This is a genomic window from Phyllobacterium phragmitis (assembly GCF_002980495.1).
Lineage (GTDB): Bacteria > Pseudomonadota > Alphaproteobacteria > Rhizobiales > Rhizobiaceae > Paramesorhizobium > Paramesorhizobium phragmitis.
This window is the reverse complement of sequence record NZ_PVBR01000007.1, coordinates 14,540-40,412: the sequence shown is the minus strand read 5'-3', so window position 1 is coordinate 40,412 and position 25,873 is coordinate 14,540. Positions and strand designations below refer to the sequence as shown.

Genomic DNA, 25,873 nt, shown 5'->3' with positions numbered 1-25,873 from the left:
TCCCTCCATTCTTTCGACTGTAAATCCCATGGAACTCTGGATTCCCGTCACCATCGCGGCGGCTTTTCTGCAAAATCTGCGCTCCGCCCTGCAAAAGCACCTGCGCACCTCGCTTGGGCTCACAGGCGCGAGTTTCGTGCGCTTCGGTTACGGCTTTCCTGTGGCGCTCGCCTATGTCTTCGCGCTCAATCATTTCGCAGGCTACGCCTTTCCCTCGTTCAACCGGACATTCCTCATCTGGTCGGTGATCGGCGGGCTGGCGCAGATCTTCGCGACGATCCTGCTCGTCCACCTCTTCTCGCTGCGCAATTTCGCGGTCGGCACGGCCTATTCCAAGACCGAACCGGTACAGGCGGCGGTGTTCGGGCTGATCATTCTCGGTGAGCGGATCACGGCAGGCGCCGTCGCGGCCATCATCGTCGGCATTACGGGTGTAATGATGATATCCGTGGCGCGCGTGCCGCTCTCCTGGCATAATCTCGGTGCGGCGTTGGTCAGCCGGACAGCGCTGATCGGCATCGCGTCAGGCGCGATCTTCGGCATTTCCGCCGTCGCCTACCGCACCGCATCCCTTGCTCTCGACAGCCCGCATCCGGTCATGCAGGCGGCGGCGACGCTTGCCTTCGTCACGGTGTTCCAGACGGTGTTCATGCTGATCTGGATGGCCGTCAAGGATCCGGCGGAAATCGGCCGCGTCATCCGTTCATGGCGCTCGTCGTCGCTGGTCGGGCTTGCCGGCGTGCTCGGTTCCGCCTGCTGGTTCACCGCCATGACGCTCCAGCCGGTCGCCTATGTGCGCGGGCTTGGCCAGATCGAGCTGGTTTTCACCTTCATGGCGTCGGTGTTCTTCTTCCACGAGCGCATCAACCGCATGGAGATGGCCGGTTGCCTGCTGATCGTCACAGGCATCCTGCTGCTATTGATGTGGTATTAGCAGTGTCAGAACTAACTTGAAACAACGTCCCCTGGCCGTCATTCTCGGGCTTGTCCCGAGAATCTACGACGCATGGTCTGTCAGAACGGTAATCACCTAATCTTCTTCTTATGGCAGATTCTCGGGACAAGCCCGAGAATGACGACCGGGGAAGTTAAGGCACGATCAGCGTACCCGCGCCATGCTCGGTGAAGAGTTCGAGCAGCACCGCGTGCGGGGTCTTGCCGTTGAGGATGACCACGCCCTCGACGCCGCGTTTGATGGCGTCGATGCAGGTTTCGACCTTGGGGATCATGCCGCCTGAAATCGTGCCGTCGCGGATCAGCGCCTGCGCATCGGTAACCGACAATTTCTTGATCAGTTGCTTGTTCTTGTCGAGCACGCCGGGCACATCGGTCAGGAAGAGCAGGCGCGAGGCGGCGAGTGCGCCGGCGATCGCGCCGGCGAAGGTATCGGCGTTGATGTTGTAGGTATGCCCGTCGCGGCCCGGCGCCACGGGTGCGATGACCGGGATCATCTCGGAACGCGCCAGAAGGTCGAGCAGCGTGCGGTCCACCTCGACCGGCTCGCCGACGAAGCCCAGATCAAGCACTTTCTCGATATTGGAATCGGGATCGATGATCGTCTTTTTGGCCTTTTCGGCAAACACCATGTTGCCGTCCTTGCCGCAAAGGCCGATGGCCCATTCGCCCTCGGCATTGATGAGGGCTACGATCTCCTTGTTGATCGAACCGGCCAGCACCATCTCGACCACTTCCACCGTCTTTTCATCGGTGACGCGCAAGCCGCCCTCGAAACGGGATTCGATACCGAGCTTGGCGAGCATGGCCGCGATCTGCGGTCCGCCGCCATGCACGACGATCGGGTTGATGCCGGATTGCTTCAGGAGCGCGATATCCCTGGCAAAGGCTTTCCCGAGTTCCGGATTGCCCATCGCGTGGCCGCCATATTTCACCACGACCGTCTTGTTCTCGTAGCGCTGCATGAAAGGCAGAGCGGCGGAAAGCAGTTGCGCCTGGATTTCCGCAGTTTCGGAAGCGTTGGCCATGGTGATCGCGGGCTCCGCAGGAAGAGAGGGGCGAGTATGGAGTTGCGCGGTCTCATAGCGCATGTTGCCGCCGGGGGAAACATCTGATTGAACCCCCGGTAGGCAATTGCAAATATTTTAAATTCCGGAGGGGAGTTGTACTCCGCTCGATGCGCGATATCGTGATGCACGAATCTAGGGAGGCAAAATCCTGGAGAGGACGCCAGAAGACCTGTCCAAGCTGATTTCCCGTGTGGCCATGCGCGACCGGGCGGCTTTCGATGCACTTTATCGTGCCACGAGCGCGAAACTTTTTGGCGTCTGCCTGCGTGTCTTGAAGGATCGCGGTGAGGCGGAAGATGCGCTTCAGGATATCTATGTGAAGATCTGGAACAGGGCCGACCGTTTCGCGATCACGGATTCGAGCCCGATTTCATGGCTGGTGGCGATCGCCAGGAACCATGCGATCGACCTGTTGCGCGCCCGGCGCCCGGTGGGTGATCTCGAGACGGCCGGTGAGATAGCCGAGCCGTCGCCTGGGCCGGAACGCAATGCGGTGGCGGCGAGCGAAGCCCGCCAGATCGATCGCTGCCTGGGAGAACTCGATCCGCCACGGGCGGATGCGGTGCGCGGTGCCTATATGAATGGAGAAACTTACGAGGAACTGGCGAAACGGCATGGCGTGCCGCTCAATACCATGCGCACCTGGCTGCGCCGCAGCCTCATCAAACTGAGAGAATGCCTGCAGAGATGACGACGAAACCAGAAGGACAGGAAGGCATGCCGGAAGGCGACGATCTCGTCGCCGCCGAATATGTGCTCGGCGTTCTGGCGCATCGCGAACGTCTGCTGGCCGGCAACCGGATCGAGACCGAGAAGGCTTTCGCCGTTCAGGTGGCCCGATGGCAGGAGCATTTCGATTGCCTGTCCGACGATTATCAGGCCGTCGAACCGCCGGTAGCGCTGAAATCGGCTATCGACCGGCGCTTGTTCGGCGAAGCTCGGGCGGTATCCATGCTATCGCTGTGGTCGAGCCTCGGCTTCTGGCGTGGATTGGCCGCAGCCTCGGTTCTTCTAGCGGCGATCGCAATTGGGCGCGAATTCATTCCCCTTTCGCCGCAATCATCATCCGGCCAGATGGTGGCGTCGATGGAAGCCGCGGGCAGTCCGTACAAGACCATGGCCGTTTTCGATCCCAGCACCGACATGTTGCGGCTGAAGATGATGGAGGGTGACATGCCCACTGATCATTCGATGGAGATCTGGCTGATCGCCGACAATGGCGAACCGGTTTCGCTCGGGCTGATGAAGCGGGATGGTCCGACCGAGATGCCGGTGAAGCCCGCCATGGCCACCAGGATACGCGACGGCATCCGCCTCGCCATCACCGCCGAGCCGATGGGCGGCTCGCCGACCGGCAAGGCGACCGGCCCGGTCATCGCCTCAGGCGTCGTGCGGGCGATTTAGCGCGGTTTCCATTTGACGGATTGGCGCTTCTTCACCTGAAATGGAACTGCTCTGGCACCGCCCTCCCACCCTCACTCCCGCGTCAGAAGCACGATCGCCGCACGCAACTCGTCAAGCCCGACGCCTTTTTCCGACGAGGTCGCCATAATCACAGGGAAGGCGGCGGCCCGCTTGGCGATCGCCTTGGCGGTCTCCTCCATCAGGCGCGGCACGCCGGCGGCCTTGATCTTGTCGATCTTGGTCAGCACGATCTGGTAGGAGACGGCGGCCTTGTCGAGAAGGTCCAGAACCTCGGCGTCGTTCTTCTTGATGCCGTGGCGCGCATCGATCAGCACGTAGACGCGTTTCAGCGTCGAGCGGCCGCGCAGATAATCGAAGACGAGCCTGGTCCACGCGTCGACCTGGGCTTTCGGCGCTTCCGCGAAGCCGTAGCCCGGCATATCCACCAGCGCCAGCGGCGGCAGGTCGCCCTTTTCGCCGGAATAGCCCTCGGGCACGAAATAATTCAGCTCCTGCGTGCGGCCCGGCGTGTTCGAGGTGCGCGCTAAGGCCTTCTGCCCGACGATCGCATTGATCAGCGATGACTTGCCGACATTGGAACGCCCCGCGAAAGCGATTTCCGGCGGGCCCTCCGGCGGCAGGAATTTCATCGCCGGCACGCCGCGAATGAATATCCAGCCCTTGGCGAACAGCATCCGCCCCGCCTCGATCAGTTCCGCCTGCTTCTCGTCCGCTTTGCTCACGTCGCCTGTTCCAGTCTTGTTATGTCGGCTCCGCCGATGAAGTCATAGTGATAAGGGACGCAATGCTCCTCGAAACGCTCCGGGCCTTCCGGGTCGTCATAATAGCTGTAATCGCCGACGATGATCGTCGGCCGCGTCACGATGTTCTTGATGAAGGCGCAGCGCGTATGGCCGGGCATCGGATGGATGGCATCGGGATCTGGGGCGTGCATGAGGGGCTCCGGCAAGTTTGAAGCGGCTTTCGGATGAAGCGGAAAGCGGTCTGTTCGTCATCGGGACATGACGTTGCGGACCGGCTTACTTGCGCATTGGAGTTCTCCCGTTTCAAAGAGGCCTTTTAGCGTGCTTGCGCGCATAAAAAAAGCCCCCGCCAGTGTGTGAACTGACGGGGGCTTTCAGATCAGACAGGCAGGCCTATTTCGCCGGTTTGGGTTTCGACTTGAAGAGCCCCCTCAGATTGTCCCAAAGCTCGACCTTGGCGCCCTGCCGCTTCATGATGACGCCCTGCTGGATGATCGAAAGCGTGTTGTTCCAGGCCCAGTAGATGACGAGACCGGCCGGGAATGTCGCCAGCATGAAGGTGAAGATGATGGGCATCCAGGTGAAGATCATGGCCTGCGTCGGATCGGGCGGCGTCGGGTTCATGCGCATCTGCAGGAACATGGTGATGCCCATGATGATCGGCCATACACCGATCATCAGGAATGGCGGCACCGCATAGGGCAGGAGCCCGAACAGGTTGAACAGCGATGTCGGATCCGGCGCGGCAAGATCGTGAATCCAGCCGAAGAATGGCGCATGGCGCATTTCAATGGTGACGTAGAGTACCTTGTAGAGCGCGAAGAACACCGGAATCTGCACCAGCACCGGCCAGCAGCCCGCGAGCGGGTTGATCTTCTCGGTCTTGTACAACTCCATCATCGCCTGTTGCTGCTTGACCTTGTCATCCGCAAATTTCTCGCGGATTTCCAGCATCTTCGGCTGCACCATCTTCATCCGCGCCATGGAGGCGTAGGACTTGTTGGCGAGCGGGAAGAACAGCCCCTTCAGGAGGACGGTGACGAGCAGGATCGCCACGCCGAAATTGCCGGAGAATTTGTAGAGCCAGTCGATGACGTAGAACATCGGCTTGGTGATGAAATAGAACCAGCCCCAGTCGATCAGAAGCTCGAACTGGCGGATGCCGAGATCCTTTTCATAGGCGTTGATCTTGGCCACTTCCTTGGCGCCGGCGAAGATATGGTTCTCGATCGTGGTCGACTGGCCAGGCGCAATGGTCACCGGATCAGCGAGGAAATCGGACTGGAAGCGGGTACGGTTGTCGGTGAAATAGGAGAAGCGCGCCTGATAGGTCTCGTTCTGCGGAGGGATCAGCGTCGCCGCCCAATATTTGTCGGTGATGCCGAGCCAGCCGCCCGTCGATTTCGGCGGCGCGATTTCCTTGTCATCCTCAATCGTGGAATATTTGATCTCCTGCAGGCCATCGTCGCCGATGACGCCGATCAGGCCTTCATGCAGGACATAGGTCGCACTCGGATGTTCCGGCGGCGAAAAGCGTGTCACGCGGCCATAGGAGGCAAGCGAGATCGGCGCTCCGGTGGTGTTGGTCACCGTGTCGTCGACCTTGAACATATAGTCGTTGTCGACGGAAATGACGCGCTTGAAGGTGAGGCCCTTCTCGTTGGTGTAGGTCAGCGTCACCGGTGTCGAGGGCGTCAATGTGTCATTGCCCTCGACCGTCCACACCGTCGAGGGACCGGGCACCGCGCCCGTCTGGGCGTTGCCGGTGAAGCCGAGCTCGACGAAATAGCCCTGCTTGAGCTGGGACGGCGCCAGAAGCTCGATGCTGGGCGAGCTGTCGTCGACCGTCTCGTGATAATCCTTGAGATAGAGATCGTCGAGCCGCGCGCCGGTCAGGTTGATCGAGCCCCTGAGACTCGGCGTGTCGATCTTGATACGGCCGGACTGCGCAAGTGCTGCCTCCCGTGTCAGCGTGCCGTTTGCCGGGCTGGCCGCCGTCTGGCCGGGGATGCCGTCCTGTCCGGTGGTGCCGGGCGAGGGGATATTGTCCGCATGGCCTTCGCCGCTCGGCGCGGTCTGGGACTGACCCGTAGCCTGGCCCGTAGCTTGGCCTTGTCCGGCTGGAGCCTGCGTCTGTTGCTGGCTTTGCCCCTGGCGTTGCGCCTCGATCCGAGCCTGTTCCTTTTGCGCTTCGACCTTGGGGTTCATGTAGAACACCTGCCAGAGCGTCAGGATCAGAATGGACAGGGCAATGGTGATGAAGAAATTACGGTTGTTTTCCATTGACGGTCCCAGGTCCGGTCAGACCGGATCAACGTTTCAGTTCAGCTTTTTTGGCAACCCGCTTCGCGAGTTCTCTACCAAGTTCGGTAAACGGCGCGTCCAGCGCGTCACGTCGTGCAACGATCACATAGTCGGTCCCGTCCGCCATGTCACCTGCGGCGTGGGTGCGCACCGCTTCGCGCAGGCGTCTGCGGATGCGGTTGCGGATGACGGCATTGCCGTTCTTCTTGGTGACGGTGATGCCGACGCGCGGCCTGTTGCCGGCCTTGGCCGCGGCGAATCCCGCCTCACTGCGCGTCTTGACTTCAAGCAGGAAGAACGGCCCGCGCCGCTTTTCTCCTGTCCGCACAGTCAAAAACTCCGCTCTCTTGCGAAGGCGGAGTGGCTTTTGATCATTCATCGTATCTTTGTCACCGCGCCGATCGCGCGGAGCCAGCTTAAGCGGAAAGCCGCTTGCGGCCGCGTGCGCGGCGTGCTGCGATGACTTTGCGTCCGCCTGGCGTCGCCATGCGGGAGCGGAAACCGTGGCGGCGCTTGCGGACAAGCTTGGACGGCTGATAGGTGCGCTTCATTTTTTTAAATACCGCGGCGTGCGGCCCTTCTTAATTCTGCTTTTGACAGGAGCTGGTTCGGCTGGCTTTCAGGCAACGCAAACTGCCGTCTGACCAATAGGGTCCGAACGTGGGGCGGCTTATAGATGCAACCCTCGAATAAGTCAATTCCGATGCACCCGAAAACCGCGCAGAATGGCGATTTCGAAAAAATACGAATGATCGGTTTAACACGATATGATTGTATTCCTCTCTCTATAGTTGTGTATTTAGACTTTACAACCATGTTTAAGAATGAGTTAATTGACCAATCAAAGGTTGATTCGTCTGCCAGTCACTGAGGAACCGCCTTTGAATGTTTGGCCAATTCCGAAGGACCTCCCATGCCGGAGGAGTGGTCCGAACAGACAGATAGAGCTTGCAGGGCACTCGTCCCCGTGTGGTTAACCCATCCCTCCATGCGGCATGGTGTTTTCTGCAACGCTTGCCACGGCCTGGCTCTGCGGAGCCAGGCCGTGGGGGCATAAATGATCCTTGGGATCTTTGTTGTTTTGTCATTCAGTCAAGCGTCTCAGGTCAGTTTCTATCCAACGAGCTTTGGGAGAAATCGGATGAAGGACGGAATGCCTTTTCAGTCCATCACGTGGACCCGGCAGCCGGGCAACGACAATCATGGAATTGCATCCAACGCCGTTGCTGGCGTCTGCACGAAAAAATCTTCGCGCGGGAGAGAGCTTCCGGCTCTCGTGCTGGTCGAACTGGGGCTTGTCGTTCTCGCGTTGGTCTGGTGGTTCTGACACACGGCACGATGCGCGGATGCGGAAATGGGCATCTCGTTCATACGGCTCGCGCGCACTTCCCGTGGATATATCCTCTCAAATTTTGGCACGGCCATTGTCATCGTCCGGCGTCGGGCTATTAAGGAGCCGCCGGTCGATCCGATCGGGCCAAACCAGGAAGAGGAATTCGCCAATGACCATCCGCCGCATCGAACCGGGCCCGCGCATGAGCCAGGCCGTCATTCACGGCAATACCGTTTATCTCGCCGGACAGGTCGGTGCGCCGGGCGAAAGCGTCGCCGCTCAGACGAAAGCCATTCTGGCTTCCGTCGACAAGCTCTTGCAGGATGTCGGCAGCAGCAAGTCGAAGCTGCTCCAGGTGATCATCTGGCTCGACGACATGGCTGATTTCGCCGAGATGAATTCCGTCTGGGACGCATGGGTCGATCCGGCGAACACGCCTGCGCGCGCCGCCGGTGAAGCCAAGCTCGCCGGCCCGGAATACAAGGTGGAGATCATCGTCACCGCCGCTCTTGATTGATCGAATGCCTCACCGGCCGCGGATGCGTGCGGAATAACCGTCCGCGCCGCCAAGCGCCCGGGCGCCGATGGCCGCTTGCCTTTCCACCTCGGCAAGCGGCGAGCCATTGGCGATCAGCCCTTCATCATAGAGATATCCCGGCAGATAACCCGATAGCAGGACACGGTAATCCAGGGGAAAGCCTGGATTGATCGTGCGCGCCATGTCGAACACGACCGTGGTGCAATTGGCGGTGATGGTGTTGTAGAAGGCGGGTTTTTTCGCCAGTCTGTTGGCGGTGTCGAGATAAAGCAGGAAAAGTTGCCTGCGCGGGGCGGCATCGATCTTGATCGGATAGCGGTAGACGTGCTCCCCGCGGATATTGCTGCGCACACGGATGATGTCGCTTTCATCGGCGGCGATCATCGCCAGTTCGAATTCCTTGAAAAAGCCGCCGATCTCCGAAAATGCCTCATTGCGCGTCTTGCGGATTTCAGCCGAGAAGACGAGGTGCCGCCCATCGGCAAAGCCGAAGCTGACGAGCGTATGGGCGATGGCCGGGCCCGCCCAATAGGACAGGAAAAGATCGACCGTTTCGATTGTATCGAGATCGTAGGTATCGGTTTCCCAACGCGGCGTGAAATCGCTGGCTGTGCGCCAGTCGAAATGCCGTACATTATGGAGTGTGGCGCGATTGCCGTCGACTGTGCCCGTCACCGTGTGTTCCACATCCGGCGCCCAGTCGCGCGTCAGCGATGGCTTGATTGTCGACCACCAGCCGAACAGGGTTAGCATCGCCAGGCCGACCGCAAACAGCGACAGCCGCCGCCTCGACGTGAATTGCGCCGCCAGGATGACCAGCGACAATCCACCCCAGACGATAAGCGCGGCGATGCGCCCGCTTTCGCCGAACGGCAATTGATACCACAGGGCGAAGCCACCCCAGAGAAAGCAGCAGGCGATCAGCAGAAAGAGGAGGGCGCGGCCGGCAAGGCGCAGCGCCGAGGCGAATATGGTCGTCATGGTTCTCCGGTATTATCCCCTCTTGACGAGCCGATGGCCCCGTTTCGGTTGCAAATGCATTATTGGACTCCTACCTCAAAAGGTGCGAAGATTTCATTTCAAAGGAGGATGACGCCGATGACCGCTATGGTTCATACGCATGCCTCGAAAGCGATAGTCAACGAGGTCAAGGACTACCTCAAGGCGATAAGTCCCGAGCAGGATGTCGTTTCCACATCGGCGGTTCGGTCGCGCTTGCGAAAGAAATTCCCGCATTGCGGCCTGTCGGATTCAGGACTGGCCGAAGTGATCGGCCGCGAAGCGGTCGAACAGGGCTTCAGCATTCACTTCGACAGCTAGAGCAAGTCCAGGAAAAGTGGGAGCCGGTTTTCCCGGGAAAAAGCAGGAACTGCTTTTTTCATCGGACTTGCGTCAAAACAAAGATCGACTTGACGAAGCGCTGCCGGCTGGGCGGGGGGCGTTCGTTCGTGTCGACCGGCGCCATCTGAGGAAGAACGGGCGCACGACCCTCCATGCAAGGAGGACGGCCACGATCGAGGCATAGATGATCGGTTCGGCTGGCCAGCTTTTCACCGACAAGATGAAATGGATCGCGCCGCCGGCGGCCGCCACATAGATCAGGCGATGCAGCTTGGTCCAGTTGGCGCCTAAGCGCCGGATCGACCAGGAATTGGAGGTGACGGCGAGCGGAACCAGAATGAGGAGGCTCGCCATCCCGATGGTGATGAATGGCCGTTTGATGATATCGGCGATGACGGTGTTGAGATCGAGCGCCTGGTCGAGGATCATATAGACGCTGAAATGCATCAGGCCATAGTAGAAGGCGAGCAAGCCGAGCGCTCTGCGGTAGCGCAGCAGATTGATCGAGAAGATCTCGCGCAGCGGCGAAACCATAAGTGTCAGGATCAGGAAACGCAGCGTCCATAGCCCGAGACGATGCTCGAATTCCTTGACCGGGTCGGCGCCGAGCCCGCCGGTGCTGCCGAGATAGAAGCTCCATAGCGCCGGCAGAAGCCCCACACCATAAAGCGCCCATATCAGTGCATCGCTGCGCCGTTTGACGCGCCGCGCAATATCGATGACGGCCATGTCAGTAATAGACCTTCAGATCCATATCTTTATAGAGCGATGCCACCTGTTCGCCATAGCCGTTGAAGGGCAGGGTCTTGCGCCGCCCGGAGCCGAAAAAGCCGTCTTCGCCGATCCGGCGTTCCGTCGCCTGGCTCCAGCGTGGATGATCGACCTCCGGATTGACGTTGGCGTAGAAGCCATATTCCCGCGCGTTCTGCAGGTTCCACGAAGTCGGCGGCTGCTTGTCGACAAGGCTGATGCGCACGATCGACTTGATCCCCTTGAAGCCGTATTTCCACGGCACGACCAGCCGGATCGGCGCGCCGTTCTGGTTTGGCAGCGTCTCGCCGTAAAGCCCGACCGCCAGGATGGTCAGCGGATGCATCGCCTCGTCGAGGCGCAGCCCCTCGACATAGGGCCAGTCCAGCGGCTGGAACAAGCCCTGCTGCCCCGGCATTTCGTCCGGCCGCGTGACGGTTTCGAAGGCGACATATTTTGCCGATGAAAGCGGTTCGACCTTTTTCAGAAGCTCGGAAAGCTGGAAGCCGGTCCACGGGATGACCATCGACCAGGCCTCGACGCAGCGCATCCGGTAGATCCGTTCTTCCAGCGGCATCGTTGCGATCAGATCGTCGATATCGAACTCGGCCGGTTTCGAAACGAGGCCGTCCACTTTCACAACCCAGGGCTTGGGCTTGAAATTGCCGGAATTGGCGGCCGGATCGGCCTTGTCGGTGCCGAATTCATAAAAATTATTGTAGGTCGTCACATCCTTGAGCGGCGTCAGTTCCTCGTCCGTGGCGTATGGGCCCGGCTTTGCCTTGAGAGGCTCCGCTTGTGCCGCGGTTTCTGAAACGCCGATCAGGCCCGCCGCGACCGCGCCGGTAAGAAACTCCCGGCGGCGCAGATAGACGCCCTTTGGCGTGATCTCCGAAGCCGGAACGAATGGGGTGCGGTAGCTGGTCATGACGTTTTTCTCCAATTCGCCGTTTCTGCATGGAAACCGGTATCCTGCATAGGAACGAAACGACCGCGCCAAAGAGTTTCAATTTCACGAAACTGTGAAGCCTGTGAAAACGCGTCCTGACGGACGCGCGGCGCTGCGAATATCCGGTGGAGCATAGTCCCGTTGTGGCCGAGATGCATCAGTTCTCTTTCAAAAGGCATCGCTGAAGCATGCGCGCTGGAGATACACGATGTGTTACACTAGATTATATTCCGTGATGAGAATTTCGCAGACGGGCCAACGAACAAAGGCTTGGCATGGGCCCCGGGGGGGTGGGGCTTGGGAATACGGATTTGGAAAGTGGCTGGGCACAAGGTCCTAAAGCTTAGTTAACCTCTCACTGTCAGGATATGCTCATGGTGAAGAACTATCTTACCGGCGTATTGTCTGCCCTTGTTTTTCTGGCCGCCGCGCTGCCTGCTGTCGCGTTCGAGTCCACGAAGCCTGCGCCGATAGAGGTGGCCGCTAATGAAATTTCCGGTATTAATTCCGACATGAAGAAGAGTCTTGCCGGCGTCAGGCTCGGCAAAGGTGTGACGATGAGAAAGAAGAACGAAGCGGCTGAGCCGGATGCCGGCCACAAGGTCATTCGAAATCCGCAATTCCTCTATCGCTTCTATCGCACCGAAAACCCGAGCGGCAAGACGGTGGTTCTCCTGCACGGCTCGGGCGGCGATGAAGCGAGCCTCGTGCCGCTTGCCTCGAAGATATGGCCGAATGCCGTGCTGCTCGGCGTGCGTGGGCGGGTGCTTCAGGAGGGCCGCACGCGTTGGTACCGCAGCATCACGCCCGTCAAATTCGATCAGAAGGATGTGCGCGCCGAGGCCAATGCCTTCGTCGGCTTCCTGACGAGACTGGCGAATAGCCATGATCTCGACCTGAGCCGCGCCACCTTCGTCGGTTATTCCAACGGCGCCAACCTTCTCGCCGCGACCATGCTGTTGCACCCGGATCTGGTCAAGCGCGCGGTGCTGATGCGCCCAATGCCCGTGCTCGACGAAACGCCGGCCGCCAATTTGAAGGCCAATGTGCTGACGGTCGCCGGTGCACAGGATGAACTCTACGCGCCCTATGCGCCGGCGCTTTCGGCGATACTGCGTTCAAATGGCGCGCGCGTCGACGCTCGCACCGTCGAGACCGGGCATCTTCTCGGCGACGAGGACGTGCGCATCGTCAGCCGGTGGCTGGCGGGGCAGGCGCCGGACGGCGCCCCTGCCGTGTCGATGCAGACAGAATAGAAGCAGCTCTCTTATATCATCAAAACGTGAAGTGCGCTCTGAACGCCGATGGAGCGCTGCCGCATGCTTTCTTCTATTCTGCCCTATGGTCTTGAAAGGACGCCTGCCTGCGCGTAGGAAACAGCAGCAATTTGCATGGGCCGCCCATTACGGGAATCGGCCGTGAACGGAAGGATAGGGATATGACACTTCACAAGAACCTGATTGGCGGAGAATGGATCGGTGAGAGCGGCGTGCCCAACATCAATCCGTCCGATACCAACGATGTCGTCGGCGAATATGCGCGTGCCGGCCTAGAAGAGGCCAAGTCCGCCATCGCGGCCGCCAAGGCTGCGGCTCCCGCGTGGTCGCGTTCGGGCATCCTGGAGCGCCACACCATCCTGCGCAAGACGGCGGACGAGATCATGGCGCGCAAGGAGGAACTGGGCAGGCTCCTGTCGCGTGAGGAAGGCAAGACGCTTGCCGAGGGCATCGGCGAGACCATCCGCGCCGGCCAGATCTTCGATTTCTTCGCCGGCGAGGCGCTGCGCCTTGCAGGCGAGGTCATCCCTTCGGTGCGTCCGGGCATCGGTGTCGAGATCACCCGCGAGCCGGTCGGCGTCGTCGGCATCATCACGCCGTGGAATTTCCCCATCGCCATCCCCGCCTGGAAGATCGCGCCGGCGCTCTGCTACGGCAACACCATTGTGTTCAAGCCGGCCGAACTGGTGCCGGGCTGCTCATGGGCGATCGTCGATATTCTCTATCGCGCCGGCCTGCCGAAGGGCGTGCTCAACCTCGTCATGGGCAAGGGCTCGGTGGTCGGCCAGGCGATGCTCGACAGTCCCGATATCGATGCCATCACCTTTACCGGGTCGGTGGCGACGGGCAAGCGGGTCGCGACGGCTTCGGTCGAGCATGGCCGCAAGTTCCAGCTCGAGATGGGCGGCAAGAACCCCTTCGTCGTGCTCGATGACGCCGATCTCTCGGTCGCCGTCGAAGCCGCCGTCAATTCGGCCTTCTTCTCGACCGGCCAGCGCTGCACGGCCTCCTCGCGCATCATCGTCACCGAGGGCATCCACGACAAATTCGTCGCCGCCACGACGGAGCGGCTGAAGAGTCTCGTCGTCGACAATGCGCTCAACCCCGGCACCCATATCGGCCCGGTGGTCGACGAGACGCAGTTGAAGCAGGATATCGACTATATCGAGATCGGCAGGAGCGAGGGCGCCAAGCTCGCCTTCGGCGGCGAACGGCTCAACCGCGAGACGCCGGGCTTCTACCTGCAGCCGGCGCTCTTCACCGAGGCGACCAACGACATGCGCATCAGCCGCGAGGAGATCTTCGGCCCGGTGGCGTCGGTCATCCGCGTCAAGGATTACGAGGAAGCGCTTGATGTCGCCAACGATACGCCGTTCGGCCTGTCGTCGGGCATCGCCACGACGAGCCTGAAGCACGCCACGCATTTCAAGCGTAACGCCGAAGCCGGCATGGTGATGGTCAATCTGCCGACCGCCGGCGTCGATTTCCACGTCCCGTTCGGCGGCTGCAAGGGCTCTTCATACGGCCCCAAGGAACAGGGCACATATGCCGCCGAGTTCTACACCACCGTCAAAACGGCCTATACGCTGGCTTGATCTCCAGCGATTGCGGTAATTTCCGAAGGGGTCCGGTTTTCCGGACCCTTTTTTCGTAGACTGCGCTAAAGCGGTTCTTGTTTTGACGGAATCGTTTGCGATCTCACCCCCCTCTGGCTTGCCAGAGGGGGGTGAGATCGCAGCGCGCTTCCATCTGAAAGTGAAACGCTCTAAAGCCGCTTGCGGGCGCGTTCCATACCCTCGGTGCCGGCAAAGCCGAGCGTGGCGGACAGATCCTCGGCCGCCGCCGTGAGGCTCTTCAGGTAATCCGCATGGTTCTTCAGCCCGTCTTCCTTCGGCGCCACCAGGCAGAGCGTGGCGACGCAGATCTTGCCGCTCTGGTAGACCGGCACGGCAAAGCAATGGGTGAAGGTCTCGATTGTGCTGTTGAAGGTGAAATAGCCGACCCGCGCCGCCTCTCTCACCTGTGCGATGAATTGGGCGGGATCGAGCCGGGCGCCATCAGGCAGGCGGAAATCCTCCTGCGGGATGAAGTCCAGGATTTCCGCGTCGCTCATATGCGAAACCAGGAGACGCCCCGACGCCGTCCACGGTATCGGCACCGGCTCGCCGATGCTCGATGAGATGCGGAACGGCCTTATACCCTCGCGCATCAGCGCCACGGTATATTTGTTGCCTTCGAGCATACACATCTGCGCGGTTTCGCGGGTCTCCTCGGTGATCTTGGTGAGGAGCCGGTCGCATTCGCGCATCAGGTCGAACTGTTCCGCATAGGCGGTCCCGAGGAAATAGAGCTTGCGGCCGAGAAACACCCGGCCGTCCTCACCTTGATATTCGAGCACGCCCTGCCGCATCAGGAGATTGACCAGCTCATAGACCGACGAGCGCGGCGCGCCGATATGCTGCGCGATCTCGTTGGGTCGCATCGGCTGACGGCGATGCCGCAGGAAATCGAGGATCTCGAACGCACGGTCGAGCCCTCTTGCCCTGCGATTGATCGTGTCCACCGTCATATCGTCCATATCAGTCTTTCCCGATGCGAGGCGGGTTTCGTCCCGCCTCCATTCGTCCATTACCTGGGCCTTTATCCGGCCTTATAGGCCACGCAATCCACTTCCACCTTGCAATCGACCATCATCCGCGACTGGACACAAGCGCGCGCCGGCGGGTTCTCGCCGAAATATTCCGCATAGACGCCGTTGAATGTCCAGAAGTCGCGCGGATCATCGAGCCAGACGCCGATCCTTACCACATCTTCGACTCCATATCCGGCCTCATGAAGAATGGCGATCATGTTTTCGATGGCCTTGCGGGTCTCGGCGATGATGCCGCCGCCGACGATTTCGCCGTTCTCCATGGCGACCTGGCCCGAAACATAGAGCCAGCCATTGGCCTCGACCGCGCGGGCAAAGGGGAGAGCCTGCTTACCTGCTCCGGTCTCGCCGGCGCCATAACGCTTGATGGTCACGATATCATTCTCCGATTTTTCAGTTGAAAGTGGATGATTTGAGGAATTCCGCGAGGCGTTCCGTCCCGGGTTTGTGGAACATTTCGCGTGGATTGCCTTCCTCGCCGATGCGTCCCTGGTTCATGAAGATCACACGGTTCGAAACCTCATAGGCGAACCGCATCTCATGCGTGACGAGCAGCATGCTCATGCCGTCCTGCGCCAGGTTCTTGATGACCTGCAGCACCTCGTTGACGAGTTCGGGATCGAGCGCCGACGTCACCTCGTCGAACAGCATCAGCTTCGGGTTCATGGCGATGGCCCTGGCGATGGCGACGCGCTGCTGCTGCCCGCCGGAAAGCTGGCCCGGATAATGTTCGGCCCGCTCGCGCAAGCCGACACGGTCGAGCCATGTCTCGGCGACTGCGCGTGCCTCGTCGCGGCCGATCTTCTTCACCTTGACGAGCCCCAGCATGACATTGCCGACCGCCGACATATGCGGAAACAGATTGAATTGCTGGAACGCCATGCCGGTCAGCGCCCGCTGCCGGGCAATTTCCCTTTCGCTCTTGCGGCGGCGCTGGCCGTTGACGATCTCATAGCCGATCGCCTGGCCGTCGATGCTGATCGTGCCGCCTTCGAATTCCTCCAGCATGTTGATGCAGCGCAGCATCGTCGTCTTGCCGGAGCCGCTGGAGCCGATGATACTGACGACATCGCCCTGCCGCATGGTGCAGTCGACGCCCTTGAGCACCTCGACCGCGCCATAGCTTTTGTGCAGGTCGCGGATTTCGAGAAGATTGTTCGTCATCCCCAGAGCCTTTTATGTTGGAACGGCGGTCTTGCGTTCGACATAGCGGCCGAAACGCTCGATGGCGTAATTGATGGTGAAATAGAGGAAGCCCGCGAAGAAATAGAATTCGAGGCTCATGAAGCTGCGCGAGATGAGTTCCTGCGTGCGCAGCAGCAGTTCCGCGACGCCGATGATCGAAAGCAGCGTCGACGCCTTGACCATTTCCGCCGCCGTGTTGACCCAGGCCGGCAGCACCTGGCGCAGCGCCTGCGGCCCCAGCACATAGGCGAATGTCTGCGGGAAGGTGAGGCCGATCGCCTTGGCGGCTTCCGTTTGCCCCCTGGGGATCGATTGCAGCGCGCCGCGCACGATCTCGCCGACATGCGACGAGCAGAAGACGGCAAGCGCCAGGACGCCGGCCTGGAACGGCCCGAGATCGAGCCCCACCGTGCTCAGCACGTAATAGCTCGCCAGCACCAGCACGAGGACCGGCGTGCCGCGGATGAAATCCGTATAGCCGCGCACGATCCAGCGCAGCGGCCGCACACCATAGGTGAGCGCCAGCCCGACGAACACGCCGAGGACCGTACCGGCGCAGATCGCCAGAAACGAAATCGAAATGGTGACGCCGAGGCCCTTGAGGATCGGCATCCGCGCCAGCCACACCACATCGAGGAAATGCATGATATCCATGGGACTACCTCGCTATGGCCAGACGGCGCTCGACCGCGCGCATCAGGGCGGCGAGGATCGAGCAGGTGGCGACATAAAGACAGCTGGCGACCATCCATGTCTCGATGACGCGGAACGTCTCGACATTGATCTTGCGCGCTTCGAAGGTGAGTTCGGGCACGGCGATCGCCGCGGCGAGCGATGTGTCCTTGAAGAGCGAGATGATGGTGCTGCCGAGCGACGGCAGGACGTTGCGCAGCATCAGCGGCGTGATGATCGACGTGCGGATCTGCATGTTCGTCAGGCCGATGGCGAGACCGGCCTCGCGCAGCCCCGGCGGAATGGCGAGCAATCCGCCGCGGAAGACCTCGGCGAGATAGGCGCCGGAATAGATGGCAAGCGTGAAGACGAAGCTTTCGATCTTGCCGAGCCGCACGCCCAGCTGCGGGAGCGCGAAATAGGTGAAGAGGATGAGGACGAGGATCGGCGTGTTGCGGATGATCGTGACGTAGATGCCGGCGGGGCGCCTGAGGAAGCCGCTTTTGGAGATCAGTCCGAAGGCCGTGCAAAGGCCGATCACGCAGCCGATCAGGATCGCGCCGAAGGCAAGCGCAAGACTGAGCGCCAGCCCCTCCAGCAGCAGATCGAAGCTGCGCCAGACCGCCGAGAAATTCAGCGTATAGTTCATGGTCGATAGCTCATGGTTCACCGCCACGCGCAGGATAGGGAGAAGGCGGCTCCGGGCATCCCCGGAACCGCGTGAGCCGGCTTACTTGTATTCCACCGGGAAGCCGATCTGCGGCGGCGTCAGATCCTTGCCGAACCAGGTCTTGAACGATTTGGCGTAGAAATCGAACTCCACGCCGGTCATCGCCTCATGCAGGGCGGTGTTGACGAAGTTCAGCCAATCCTGGTCGCCGCGCTTGACGCCGCAGGCATAGGTCTGCGGGTTCCAGCCATAGCCTGCATCCTTGTAGCGATCTGGGTTCTGCGTCATGTACCAGGCGAGCGACGACTGGTCGGTCGCCGCCGCATCGGAGCGGCCCGACTCCAGCGCCTGATAGATCAGGTCGACCGAGTCATACTGGTCGACCTTGGCGTCGGGCAGGGCGGCATGCACCATATCCTCGGCATAGACGTTCTGCAGGACCGAGATGGTCACGGACGAACCGGCGTCCTTCAGCGCGGCATAATCGGCATATTGGCTGTCCGCCTTCAGCATCAGCCCGACGCCTTCGCGGTAATAGGGGATGGTGAAGGCGATCTGCTGCGCGCGCTCGCCGGTCACCGTCATGAACTGGCAGGTGATGTCCACCTTGTTGGTGGTGATGTTTGGAATGCGGGCGTCCGAGGACTGGTTGACGAATTCGATCTTGTCAGGGTCGCTGAAAAGCGCCTTGGCGACGATGCGGCCCATATCGACGTCGAAGCCCTGCAGCTTGTCGTCCACGCTCTTGAAATGCCACGGCGCATTGGTGCTGCCGGTCCCCATGATGAGATGTCCGCGTGCGAGTACCTCGTCGATCTTGCTTCTGGTTTCCTGAGCCTCGGCCGTCATCGGCAGCACGGCGATCATCGCCGCAATGAATAGTTTGCTGGTCATGACATCATCCCTTTCGCTTAGCGAATGTTCCCTTTTTGTAATCCAATATACAGGACATCGGTCTTTAATACCGGATTACCTATAGAATGCCTGAGACCATGGCTTGTCAAGACCGCGGGGTGGATTTGAGGGCGCGTCAGCTTGTCAGGGGGGAAATAGAATGATGCGGATTGAAAATGGAGTGCAGTTCAGTTCAGGTGGAGCGATCCGCTGGAACACCCCCCCTCTGGCCTGCCGGCCATCTCCCCCACAAGGGTGGAGATTGGCTGTCATTGAAGTTGGCCACTAACCATTTACGGTGAAGAATAAATACTGCCGCCTATGTCAGCTAATCTCCCTCCTTGTGGGGGAGATGGCCGGCAGGCCAGAGGGGGGTGTGACGGAACGCCAACCCGTCAGATCTGCCTAAACGCCGCTCCCATCCGTCTCTTTCGACCAGTCCGCCATGCGCCGTGCGGCGATTGAGATGACGGCGTGCAGGATGACGGTGAAGGCCGCCAGCACGAAGAGCGCGGCGAACATCAGATCGACCTTCGACCGGCCGTTGGCGAGAAGCATGAGATAGCCGAGCCCTTTCGATGCGCCGACCCATTCGCCGATAACGGCGCCGATCGGTGCATAGACGGCGGCAAGCCTGAGGCCGGAGCCGAAGGCGGGGAGGGCTGCCGGAAGGCGCAGCCGCAGAAGCGTGCTCATCGGCGTTGCCCCCATGGTCCTGGCCAGATCGAGCAGCCCCGGATCGGTGCGCCGCAGGCCGTCATAGAAGGTGGAAACCACGGGAAAGAAGATCATCAGAACAGTCACCGCGATCTTCGATATTATGCCGTAGCCGAGCCACAGCGTCAGGATTGGCGCAAGCGCGAAGATCGGGATCGCCTGGCTGAATACCATCAGCGGTAAAAGCAGCCGCCGCGCCATTGGCGAAATCATCAGATGCAGCGCCGTCGCGCCGCCTATGGCCGCGCCGAGAACGAGGCCGATCAGCACCTCGATGATGGTCGTCCCGGCGTTCTCCGCGATCAGCGCGCGATTATCGATGAGCGCGCGCAGCACGCCACCCGGACCGGGCAGGATGAAGGGCGGAACGCCGGTCAGCCAGACGATGGCCTGCCATAGCGCCAGCGCCGCGCATGCGGAAAGAAGCCCATCGATGAAGCGGCTTTTCACTGAGGTAACTCCCGCAGCCGGCGTAAGAGATCGGATTGCATGGCAAGCGTTTCAGCCGCCTCGGCAGCGCGGATCGGCTGGCCCTCCAGATTTTCATAGCGGCTGAGCCCGGCGGCGCTGACGATGATGATCTCATCGGCAAGCCGCACCGCTTCCGCCGGATCGTGCGTCACCAGCACGACGGTGCGCCCTCCAAGCATTTCATGGGCGAGTTCCTGCATTTCGCTGCGGGTGCGGGCGTCGAGCGCCGCGAAAGGCTCGTCGAGCAGCGCTAACGGGCGGTCCTCCATCAGCATGCGGGCGAGTGCTGCGCGCTGCCGCATACCGCCGGAAAGGCTCGCCGGGCGCTTGTGCCGGTGCGGCTCGAGGCCGACACGGGCAATGAGCCGCTCGGCACGCGCCCGGTCCGGCGTCTCGCCGCGCAGCCTCGCGCCGAGGACGACATTCTCATAGACATCGAGCCATGGCGCCAGGAGATCCGTCTGCGCCATATAGGCGACGCGCGCCGTAACCGGCCTTTCGTCGCCTGCGACTATCGTGCCCGAAAATTCCCCGCCGGTATCGAGATCGGCGATCAGCCGTAAAAGCGTCGATTTGCCGACGCCCGACGGGCCGACGAGGCAGGTCCATTTACCGGCCTCGATGCCGAGCCGGATACCGTCAAAAAGCGGTTGGCCGGCATGGTGGAAATCGCCCTGCAACAGAAGTCCGGGCGGTGCTTCATGCATGTCCGCGCAGCCCCATCTGCCAGAACGCGGCTTCAAGCCTGGTGGCGGTGCGGAACTGTCGGCCGAGATGCTGCCAGCGTGCGGTCTCTCGCGGCACGGAGCCGAGCCGGTCCCGCGCCGCTCGTTCGATCAGCCTGCCCACCCTGTGGCAGACATCCTGATAGCGCTGTCCGGCATAGGTATCGATCCATGGGCGATAGGGCGTATCGGCCGCCGCCGTGGCGGCAAGCCGCGTGCCGATTTCGCCATAGCCCATCACGCAAGGCGACAGCACGGCCATCAGGTCGAGGAAATCGCCGGAATGGCCGGCATCGAGCACGAAGCGCGTATAGGCGAGATTTTCCGGCGCTTCCTCGGCTGCAAAAAGCGCATCCTCCGATATGCCCTCTTCGGCGCATATGCCGACATGCAACGGCAGTTCATGATTGACCAGCGCATCGACGGTTAAGGCCGCGATGCGCATTTCCTCGCGGCTGTTGGCCTTGACTACGGCAAGAGCCCAGGCGCGGGCGAAATGGCGCAGGAACACATAATCCTGCACGAGATAATGGACGAATGAGGCGCGCGGTAGCGAGCCGTCGCCGATGCCTCTCACGAACTCGTGGCCGATATAGGCCGTCCAGTCATCGCCCGCTGCATCGCGCCAGGCGGCAAAAACAGGTGATGAGAAATCGGTTCTGGTGGATATCATGTTCATTGTGCCGGCTCCTCTGCATTCACGTCGATGGCGATCTTGTTGACGGGCAGGAGGGCCGGCACGAGACCGTGTTCCCTAAGGAAGGCTTCGTAGCGCCGGTAGCGCCCGATATCGAGGGCGGCGGGCCTGAGCGCGAAGCGCGGCAGCGTGTCGAACCAGGCGCGCTTGTTGGCCTCGTCCTGCAGCTCCTTGGCCGTAGAGGCATAGATCTCGTAGCTCTCCTGCGGATGGTTCAGGATGAACTGCGTCGCCTTCTCCGTGGCGGCGAGGAAGCGCGAGATCTTGCCCTTGTCCATGGTCTTGGCATTGGCGACATAGATCAATTCGTCATAGGGCGGCACGCCTTCCTCCTCGACGAAGAAGCAGCGGCCCTTCACGCCCTCGACCGCCATCTGGTTCAGTTCGACATTGCGGTAGGCGCCGATGACGGCATCGACCTGCTTCGACATCAGCGAAGGCGCGAGCGACCAGTTGACGTTGATGAGTTCCACGTCGCTCATCTTCAGGCCGTTCTTGGTGAGAATGGTCTGGAGGATCGATTCCTCGACGCCTGCGACCGAAAAGCCGACCTTCTTGCCCTTGAGGTCGGCGATCGATTTCACCGGCCCGTCGGCAAGCGTCAGCAGGCAGTTGAGCGGCGAGCTGATCAGCGTGCCGACCCGCAGCAAGGGCAGGCCCTCATGCGCCTGAAGATGGATCTGCTGCTGATAGGAGACGGCGATATCCGCCTGTCCTGCCGCCACAAGCTTCGGCGGCGCGGAAGGATCGGCCGGCGCGATGATGTCCACGTCAAGGCCTTCGTCACGGAAAAAGCCCTTCTCTTTGGCGATGACGATCGGCCCGTGGTCCGGGTTCACATACCAGTCGAGAATGAGCGAAAGCTTGTCGGCGGCCAGTGCCGGTGTTGCCGCCAATGGCAAGGTCGCCAGGAGCGCGAGCAGGAAACGTCGGAATTTCACGGGGTATCTCCTCCGGTTGGAAAAAGGAAAATGGTCAATTGGAATCGCCGGCGGCGATCAGGGCGATGTCGCCCGGCCAGTAGCGTTGCAGGGCGGAGGCGGCCCGCCATGCGCGAAGTCCGCTGCGGCAGCACATCACCACGCGGCGGCCCTCGGGCGGGACGATGCTTGCGGCCTGAAATTCATCGACTATGGCGCGCATCGCGTCGGTGCGAAGCGCTTGCGGCGCTTCGTCGGCCCCGCGCAGCTCGACCAGAAGATCATCCTCTCTAAGCCCGGCGGGCGCGATGAACGGGAAGGGGATGCGCTCAGGCTCCGGCGCATGATCGAAGCGGAAGCTGCGGAACGAAAAGCGCTTGAGATCGACGGACACCATATTGCCGAGCGGCGACGGCTCGAAGCCGAGTAGGACACCGAGCACCATCTGCGCCTGCAACACGCCAAGTGTCCCAACGACAGGGCCGAGCACCCCGGCGGTCGCGCAGGTGGCAAGCGTCTTCGGCAAATCCGGGAAGACCGCCCGCAGCGACGGCGCACCGCCGCAAAAGCCGCCGACATAGCCGGAAAGACCGAGGGCCGAGGCCGAGATCAAAGGCTTGCCGAGCCCATGGCAGATATCGGACAGGATATAGCTCGCGGCGAAGCTGTCGGCGCAGTCCATCGCAATATCGGCTTGCCCGACCGGCGTTGTCGCATTGGCCGGATCGAGCGCGGCGACGACGGGTATGATCTCCGTTTCCGGATTGAGATCGCGCAAGGCATCGCGCGCGGCCAACACCTTCGGCTGGCCGAGGCTCCTTTCGCCATAGAGCGGCTGGCGATGCAGATTGCTGCGATCGACGCTGTCAGGATCGATGAGCGTGATCCTGCCGATGCCGGCGCCGACCAGATATTGCAGCGCCGGACAGCCGAGACCGCCAGCGCCGACGATGAGCACATGCGCCCGCCGCAGCTTTTCCTGACCCTGCCCGCCGACTTCGGGAAGGATTTCCTGACGCGCATAACGGTTCATCGCATATGACCTCGCGTCGCCGCGATCCATTCCGTCACCCGGGCTTCCGGATCGGCGTTGAGCGTGATGTCGGTCACCACGGAAACGATATCGGCGCCGGCAGCAAACGCGCCGGGCGCACGCTCGACGCTCATTCCGCCGATCGCGACGAGCGGGATGTCGCCGATCCGCGCCTTCCATGCGGTGAGCCGCTCCAGCCCCTGCTGCTCCCATTTCATCTTCTTGAGGATGGTCGGATAGATCGGCCCGAGCGCGATATAATCAGGGTTGGCGGCCAAGGCGCGGTCGAGTTCCGCTTCGTCATGGCTGCTGATGCCGAGCTTCAACCCCGCCTCGGCGATGGCTTTGAGATCGGCCACGTCCAGATCCTCCTGGCCGAGATGGATGAAGTCGCAGCCTTCCTCGATGGCGAGCCGCCAATAGTCGTTGACGATCAGCTGGCATCGATACCGCGCGCAGAGATCGCGGGCGCGGCGGATTTCCGCGCGCAACGCCTGCTCGTCACTGTCCTTGATGCGCAGCTGCACCAGCTTGATGCCAAGCGGCAGAAGCCGTTCCAGCCAGTCGGCGGAATCGAAGATCGGGTAGAACGGATCGAGCGCCATCAGACAAACGCCTTTCCCATGAGGGGCGTCGATGGCGCGGCCATGTCGCGCGCCTCGATCGGATCGGCCTCGTATGCGAGGCGCCCGGCCTCCACCGCCTTGGCAAAGGCCTGCGCCATCATTACCGGATCACCCGCCTTGGCGACGCCCGTGTTGAGCAGCACCGCGTCATAGCCGAGTTCCATCGCCTCCGCCGCATGGGATGGCAGGCCGATACCCGCATCGATCACCAGCGGAATGTCGGGAAAATGCGCCCGAAGCGTCTTCAGCCCATAGGCATTGTTGAGCCCACGGCCCGAGCCGATCGGCGCACCCCACGGCATCAGCACCTTGCATCCTGCCTCGACCAGCCGCTCGGCGACGACCAAATCCTCCGTCATATAGGGAAACACCTCAAAACCATCATTCGAGAGGATGCGCGCGGCCTCCACCAGCCCGAACATGTCGGGCTGTAGTGTGTCCTGCTCGCCGATCACCTCCAGCTTGATCCACGGCGTGCCGAACACTTCGCGCGCCATATGCGCCGTGGTGACGGCCTCGCGCACCGAATGGCAGCCGGCGGTATTGGGCAGGACGCGAAGCCCAAGCGCCTTGATCAGCGCCCAGAAATCCTGGCCCGCCCGATCCCGCCCGGATTCGCGCCGCAGCGATACCGTGACGATCGCCGTCCCGGAGGCGCGCACCGCATCGGCAAGAATGGCGGGCGAGGGGTATTGCGCGGTACCGAGCAGCAATCTGCTCGATATCGGCGTGCTGTAGAATTCCAGCATGTCAGCCTCCCTGCATGGGCGCGAGAATTTCCACCTGATCGCCGTCCCGAAGCGGGGTTTCGGCGCGCTCAGGTGCGCTCACGAATGTGCCGTTGACGGCGGTGGCGATCACGGCGTCGGCGAAATCGAGTTCGGCGAGAATTGCGGCGAGCGTGGCGGCATGGGTTTCATGCGGATTGCCGTTCAGGATAATTTTCATCCATCAACTCCGGTGTTTTGGTGGGATCGATCACGGCTTCGATCGCCATGCGGGCGAGCGCTGGCGCAAGCAGGAAGCCGTGACGGTAGAGCCCGTTGACATAGAGGGTTTGGCCGCGCCTGCGGATGCGCGGCAGATTGTCGGGAAAGGCCGGGCGGGCATCGACGCCCGTTTCCAGGATTTCCGCCTCGCCGAAGGCCGGATCGAGCGCAAAGGCCGCGCCCAGCAGTTCCAGCACCGAGCGCACGGAGATGCGGCGGCCGGCATCGCTCTCGATCATCGTCGCGCCGACCATGTAGACGCCATCGCCGCGCGGCACGACATAGAGCGGGATGCGCGGATGCAGGAGGCGGACCGGGCGACTAAGGTTCACCTCGTTCGAGCGAATGATAATCATCTCGCCCTTGACGCCGCGCAAATCGGTGAGCGCATCCTTTGCTGCACGGCCACGGCAATCGACGGTGAAGTCGCTCTGGATAGCTGCCTTGTCCATGTCCGTGCCGAGTTGCAGGCGTACGCCGCGGCGGCGAAGCGTTTCGGCAAGCTGCTCAAGCGCCTTGCGCGGATCGAGATGGCCTTCGCCGGGAAAGAAAAGACCTTGCCGGAAGCGGCCGGCCAAATCGGGTTCGAGCGCTTCGATCCGGCCGGCATCGACGGTTTCATAGGCGCTGCTGCGGCGGGAAAAGCGCATGAGCTCGGATGCGTCGCGCGTGTGCGAGAGGACGAGCGTGCCCTCCCGCTCGACGCAATCGACATGGCTCTCCCACCAGTCGAGGGCCTGTTGCCCGAGCCTAACCACCGGCTCCTCGGCGCTCTCGCCCTCGCACCACGGCGCCAGCATGCCGCCCGCATACCAGGAGCAGCTGTCGGCGCCGATGCGCTCGCTCCGCGCGACGACGGTGACGTCGAAGCCTCGTTCGGAAAATGCGATAGCGCATGTCAGCCCCGCGACGCCCGCGCCGATGATGGTGATGCGCATCG

At 61.4% G+C, this 25,873-nt stretch carries 32 protein-coding genes; 8 read left to right on the top strand and 24 right to left on the bottom strand.

Annotation, left to right across the window (positions count from 1 at the left end):
* Nucleotides 1-28: 28 nt before the first annotated feature.
* Nucleotides 29-934 carry a DMT family transporter gene (locus tag C5748_RS11150; protein WP_105742021.1) on the top strand — a complete coding sequence of 302 codons (906 nt, stop codon included), beginning with the start codon at nucleotides 29-31 and terminating at the stop codon, nucleotides 932-934.
* Between the two features lie 154 nt (nucleotides 935-1,088).
* Here the strand turns inward: C5748_RS11150 and argB are convergent, their stop codons facing one another.
* Nucleotides 1,089-1,982, bottom strand: coding sequence for an acetylglutamate kinase (gene argB / locus C5748_RS11145; protein WP_105742020.1), 894 nt, complete (start codon nucleotides 1,980-1,982; stop codon nucleotides 1,089-1,091).
* A 238-nt stretch (nucleotides 1,983-2,220) separates the two neighbouring features.
* On the opposite strand from argB, the gene C5748_RS11140 reads away from it, so the two are divergent.
* Together C5748_RS11140 and C5748_RS11135 are read left to right on the top strand one after the other, a co-directional pair.
* Nucleotides 2,221-2,715, top strand: coding sequence for a sigma-70 family RNA polymerase sigma factor (locus C5748_RS11140; RefSeq protein WP_245429043.1), 495 nt, complete (start codon nucleotides 2,221-2,223; stop codon nucleotides 2,713-2,715).
* Nucleotides 2,712-3,428: an anti-sigma factor gene (locus C5748_RS11135; RefSeq protein ID WP_158259846.1), complete on the top strand. Its 717-nt coding sequence runs from the start codon at nucleotides 2,712-2,714 to the stop codon at nucleotides 3,426-3,428. The genes C5748_RS11140 and C5748_RS11135 overlap by 4 nt, the downstream gene beginning before the upstream one ends.
* Nucleotides 3,429-3,499: 71 nt before the next feature.
* Here the strand turns inward: C5748_RS11135 and yihA are convergent, their stop codons facing one another.
* From yihA to rpmH, 5 genes are all read right to left on the bottom strand, one after another.
* On the bottom strand, nucleotides 3,500-4,123 hold the full coding sequence (gene yihA / locus C5748_RS11130; protein ID WP_245429040.1) for a ribosome biogenesis GTP-binding protein YihA/YsxC: 624 nt from the start codon (nucleotides 4,121-4,123) through the stop codon (nucleotides 3,500-3,502).
* A 44-nt stretch (nucleotides 4,124-4,167) separates the two neighbouring features.
* The gene (locus C5748_RS11125) at nucleotides 4,168-4,383 is read right to left on the bottom strand and encodes a hypothetical protein (protein ID WP_199194771.1); all 216 of its coding nucleotides are present in this window, start codon (nucleotides 4,381-4,383) and stop codon (nucleotides 4,168-4,170) included.
* A 202-nt stretch (nucleotides 4,384-4,585) separates the two neighbouring features.
* Nucleotides 4,586-6,475 carry a membrane protein insertase YidC gene (yidC, locus tag C5748_RS11120; RefSeq protein ID WP_105742016.1) on the bottom strand — a complete coding sequence of 630 codons (1,890 nt, stop codon included), beginning with the start codon at nucleotides 6,473-6,475 and terminating at the stop codon, nucleotides 4,586-4,588.
* Between the two features lie 28 nt (nucleotides 6,476-6,503).
* Complete coding sequence (gene rnpA, locus C5748_RS11115) at nucleotides 6,504-6,875, bottom strand: ribonuclease P protein component (RefSeq protein WP_105742015.1); 372 nt, start codon at nucleotides 6,873-6,875, stop codon at nucleotides 6,504-6,506.
* A gap of 37 nt (nucleotides 6,876-6,912) precedes the next feature.
* Complete coding sequence (gene rpmH, locus C5748_RS11110) at nucleotides 6,913-7,047, bottom strand: 50S ribosomal protein L34 (RefSeq protein WP_068880068.1); 135 nt, start codon at nucleotides 7,045-7,047, stop codon at nucleotides 6,913-6,915.
* 506 nt (nucleotides 7,048-7,553) lie between these two features.
* Between rpmH and C5748_RS11105 the strand changes: the two genes are divergently transcribed.
* Both C5748_RS11105 and C5748_RS11100 read left to right on the top strand, forming a co-directional pair.
* Entirely contained in the window at nucleotides 7,554-7,823 is a 270-nt protein-coding gene (locus C5748_RS11105; protein ID WP_146119508.1) for a hypothetical protein, read from the top strand.
* A 175-nt stretch (nucleotides 7,824-7,998) separates the two neighbouring features.
* Nucleotides 7,999-8,346 (top strand): RidA family protein, encoded by a 348-nt coding sequence (locus tag C5748_RS11100; protein WP_105742013.1) that lies wholly within the window; start codon nucleotides 7,999-8,001, stop codon nucleotides 8,344-8,346.
* A 9-nt stretch (nucleotides 8,347-8,355) separates the two neighbouring features.
* On the opposite strand, the gene C5748_RS11095 is transcribed toward C5748_RS11100, so the two are convergent.
* Nucleotides 8,356-9,348: an Lnb N-terminal periplasmic domain-containing protein gene (locus tag C5748_RS11095; RefSeq protein ID WP_105742012.1), complete on the bottom strand. Its 993-nt coding sequence runs from the start codon at nucleotides 9,346-9,348 to the stop codon at nucleotides 8,356-8,358.
* 117 nt (nucleotides 9,349-9,465) lie between these two features.
* On the opposite strand from C5748_RS11095, the gene C5748_RS11090 reads away from it, so the two are divergent.
* Nucleotides 9,466-9,687, top strand: coding sequence for a hypothetical protein (locus C5748_RS11090; protein ID WP_105742011.1), 222 nt, complete (start codon nucleotides 9,466-9,468; stop codon nucleotides 9,685-9,687).
* A gap of 72 nt (nucleotides 9,688-9,759) precedes the next feature.
* On the opposite strand, the gene msrQ is transcribed toward C5748_RS11090, so the two are convergent.
* Together msrQ and msrP are read right to left on the bottom strand one after the other, a co-directional pair.
* On the bottom strand, nucleotides 9,760-10,437 hold the full coding sequence (gene msrQ / locus C5748_RS11085) for a protein-methionine-sulfoxide reductase heme-binding subunit MsrQ (RefSeq protein ID WP_105742010.1): 678 nt from the start codon (nucleotides 10,435-10,437) through the stop codon (nucleotides 9,760-9,762).
* 1 nt (nucleotide 10,438) lies between these two features.
* A complete protein-coding gene (gene msrP / locus C5748_RS11080; RefSeq protein WP_105742009.1) occupies nucleotides 10,439-11,386 on the bottom strand; it encodes a protein-methionine-sulfoxide reductase catalytic subunit MsrP in 948 nt (315 codons plus the stop codon).
* Between the two features lie 395 nt (nucleotides 11,387-11,781).
* Between msrP and C5748_RS11075 the strand changes: the two genes are divergently transcribed.
* Together C5748_RS11075 and C5748_RS11070 are read left to right on the top strand one after the other, a co-directional pair.
* Entirely contained in the window at nucleotides 11,782-12,663 is an 882-nt protein-coding gene (locus C5748_RS11075; protein WP_105742008.1) for an alpha/beta hydrolase, read from the top strand.
* Between the two features lie 182 nt (nucleotides 12,664-12,845).
* Nucleotides 12,846-14,279, top strand: coding sequence for an aldehyde dehydrogenase family protein (locus tag C5748_RS11070; RefSeq protein ID WP_105742007.1), 1,434 nt, complete (start codon nucleotides 12,846-12,848; stop codon nucleotides 14,277-14,279).
* A gap of 170 nt (nucleotides 14,280-14,449) precedes the next feature.
* Here C5748_RS11070 and C5748_RS11065 read toward each other — a convergent pair whose 3' ends face one another.
* The 15 genes from C5748_RS11065 to thiO form a co-directional block, all read right to left on the bottom strand.
* On the bottom strand, nucleotides 14,450-15,262 hold the full coding sequence (locus C5748_RS11065) for an IclR family transcriptional regulator (protein ID WP_105742200.1): 813 nt from the start codon (nucleotides 15,260-15,262) through the stop codon (nucleotides 14,450-14,452).
* A 62-nt stretch (nucleotides 15,263-15,324) separates the two neighbouring features.
* Nucleotides 15,325-15,708, bottom strand: coding sequence for a RidA family protein (locus tag C5748_RS11060; RefSeq protein WP_105742006.1), 384 nt, complete (start codon nucleotides 15,706-15,708; stop codon nucleotides 15,325-15,327).
* Nucleotides 15,709-15,727: 19 nt separating this feature from the next.
* Complete coding sequence (locus tag C5748_RS11055; RefSeq protein ID WP_105742005.1) at nucleotides 15,728-16,498, bottom strand: amino acid ABC transporter ATP-binding protein; 771 nt, start codon at nucleotides 16,496-16,498, stop codon at nucleotides 15,728-15,730.
* A gap of 12 nt (nucleotides 16,499-16,510) precedes the next feature.
* Entirely contained in the window at nucleotides 16,511-17,173 is a 663-nt protein-coding gene (locus C5748_RS11050; protein ID WP_105742004.1) for an amino acid ABC transporter permease, read from the bottom strand.
* A gap of 4 nt (nucleotides 17,174-17,177) precedes the next feature.
* Nucleotides 17,178-17,840 (bottom strand): amino acid ABC transporter permease, encoded by a 663-nt coding sequence (locus C5748_RS11045; protein ID WP_105742003.1) that lies wholly within the window; start codon nucleotides 17,838-17,840, stop codon nucleotides 17,178-17,180.
* A gap of 81 nt (nucleotides 17,841-17,921) precedes the next feature.
* Complete coding sequence (locus C5748_RS11040) at nucleotides 17,922-18,755, bottom strand: transporter substrate-binding protein (protein WP_105742002.1); 834 nt, start codon at nucleotides 18,753-18,755, stop codon at nucleotides 17,922-17,924.
* 405 nt (nucleotides 18,756-19,160) lie between these two features.
* Nucleotides 19,161-19,922: an ABC transporter permease gene (locus C5748_RS11035; protein ID WP_105742001.1), complete on the bottom strand. Its 762-nt coding sequence runs from the start codon at nucleotides 19,920-19,922 to the stop codon at nucleotides 19,161-19,163.
* Nucleotides 19,919-20,650 (bottom strand): ABC transporter ATP-binding protein, encoded by a 732-nt coding sequence (locus tag C5748_RS11030; protein ID WP_105742000.1) that lies wholly within the window; start codon nucleotides 20,648-20,650, stop codon nucleotides 19,919-19,921. The genes C5748_RS11035 and C5748_RS11030 overlap by 4 nt, the downstream gene beginning before the upstream one ends.
* Nucleotides 20,643-21,341: a thiaminase II gene (gene tenA / locus C5748_RS11025; RefSeq protein WP_425350241.1), complete on the bottom strand. Its 699-nt coding sequence runs from the start codon at nucleotides 21,339-21,341 to the stop codon at nucleotides 20,643-20,645. The genes C5748_RS11030 and tenA overlap by 8 nt, the downstream gene beginning before the upstream one ends.
* A 2-nt stretch (nucleotides 21,342-21,343) precedes the next feature.
* On the bottom strand, nucleotides 21,344-22,288 hold the full coding sequence (locus C5748_RS11020) for an ABC transporter substrate-binding protein (protein ID WP_425350240.1): 945 nt from the start codon (nucleotides 22,286-22,288) through the stop codon (nucleotides 21,344-21,346).
* A 52-nt stretch (nucleotides 22,289-22,340) separates the two neighbouring features.
* Nucleotides 22,341-23,318 carry a HesA/MoeB/ThiF family protein gene (locus tag C5748_RS11015; RefSeq protein WP_105742199.1) on the bottom strand — a complete coding sequence of 326 codons (978 nt, stop codon included), beginning with the start codon at nucleotides 23,316-23,318 and terminating at the stop codon, nucleotides 22,341-22,343.
* Complete coding sequence (locus tag C5748_RS11010) at nucleotides 23,315-23,926, bottom strand: thiamine phosphate synthase (RefSeq protein WP_199194777.1); 612 nt, start codon at nucleotides 23,924-23,926, stop codon at nucleotides 23,315-23,317. The genes C5748_RS11015 and C5748_RS11010 overlap by 4 nt, the downstream gene beginning before the upstream one ends.
* Entirely contained in the window at nucleotides 23,923-24,693 is a 771-nt protein-coding gene (locus C5748_RS11005; RefSeq protein WP_105741996.1) for a thiazole synthase, read from the bottom strand. Before C5748_RS11005 ends, C5748_RS11010 begins: the two co-directional genes overlap by 4 nt.
* Before the next feature lies 1 nt (nucleotide 24,694).
* A complete protein-coding gene (gene thiS, locus C5748_RS11000; RefSeq protein ID WP_105741995.1) occupies nucleotides 24,695-24,892 on the bottom strand; it encodes a sulfur carrier protein ThiS in 198 nt (65 codons plus the stop codon).
* On the bottom strand, nucleotides 24,861-25,871 hold the full coding sequence (gene thiO / locus C5748_RS10995; RefSeq protein ID WP_105741994.1) for a glycine oxidase ThiO: 1,011 nt from the start codon (nucleotides 25,869-25,871) through the stop codon (nucleotides 24,861-24,863). The genes thiS and thiO overlap by 32 nt, the downstream gene beginning before the upstream one ends.
* Nucleotides 25,872-25,873 lie beyond the last annotated feature (2 nt).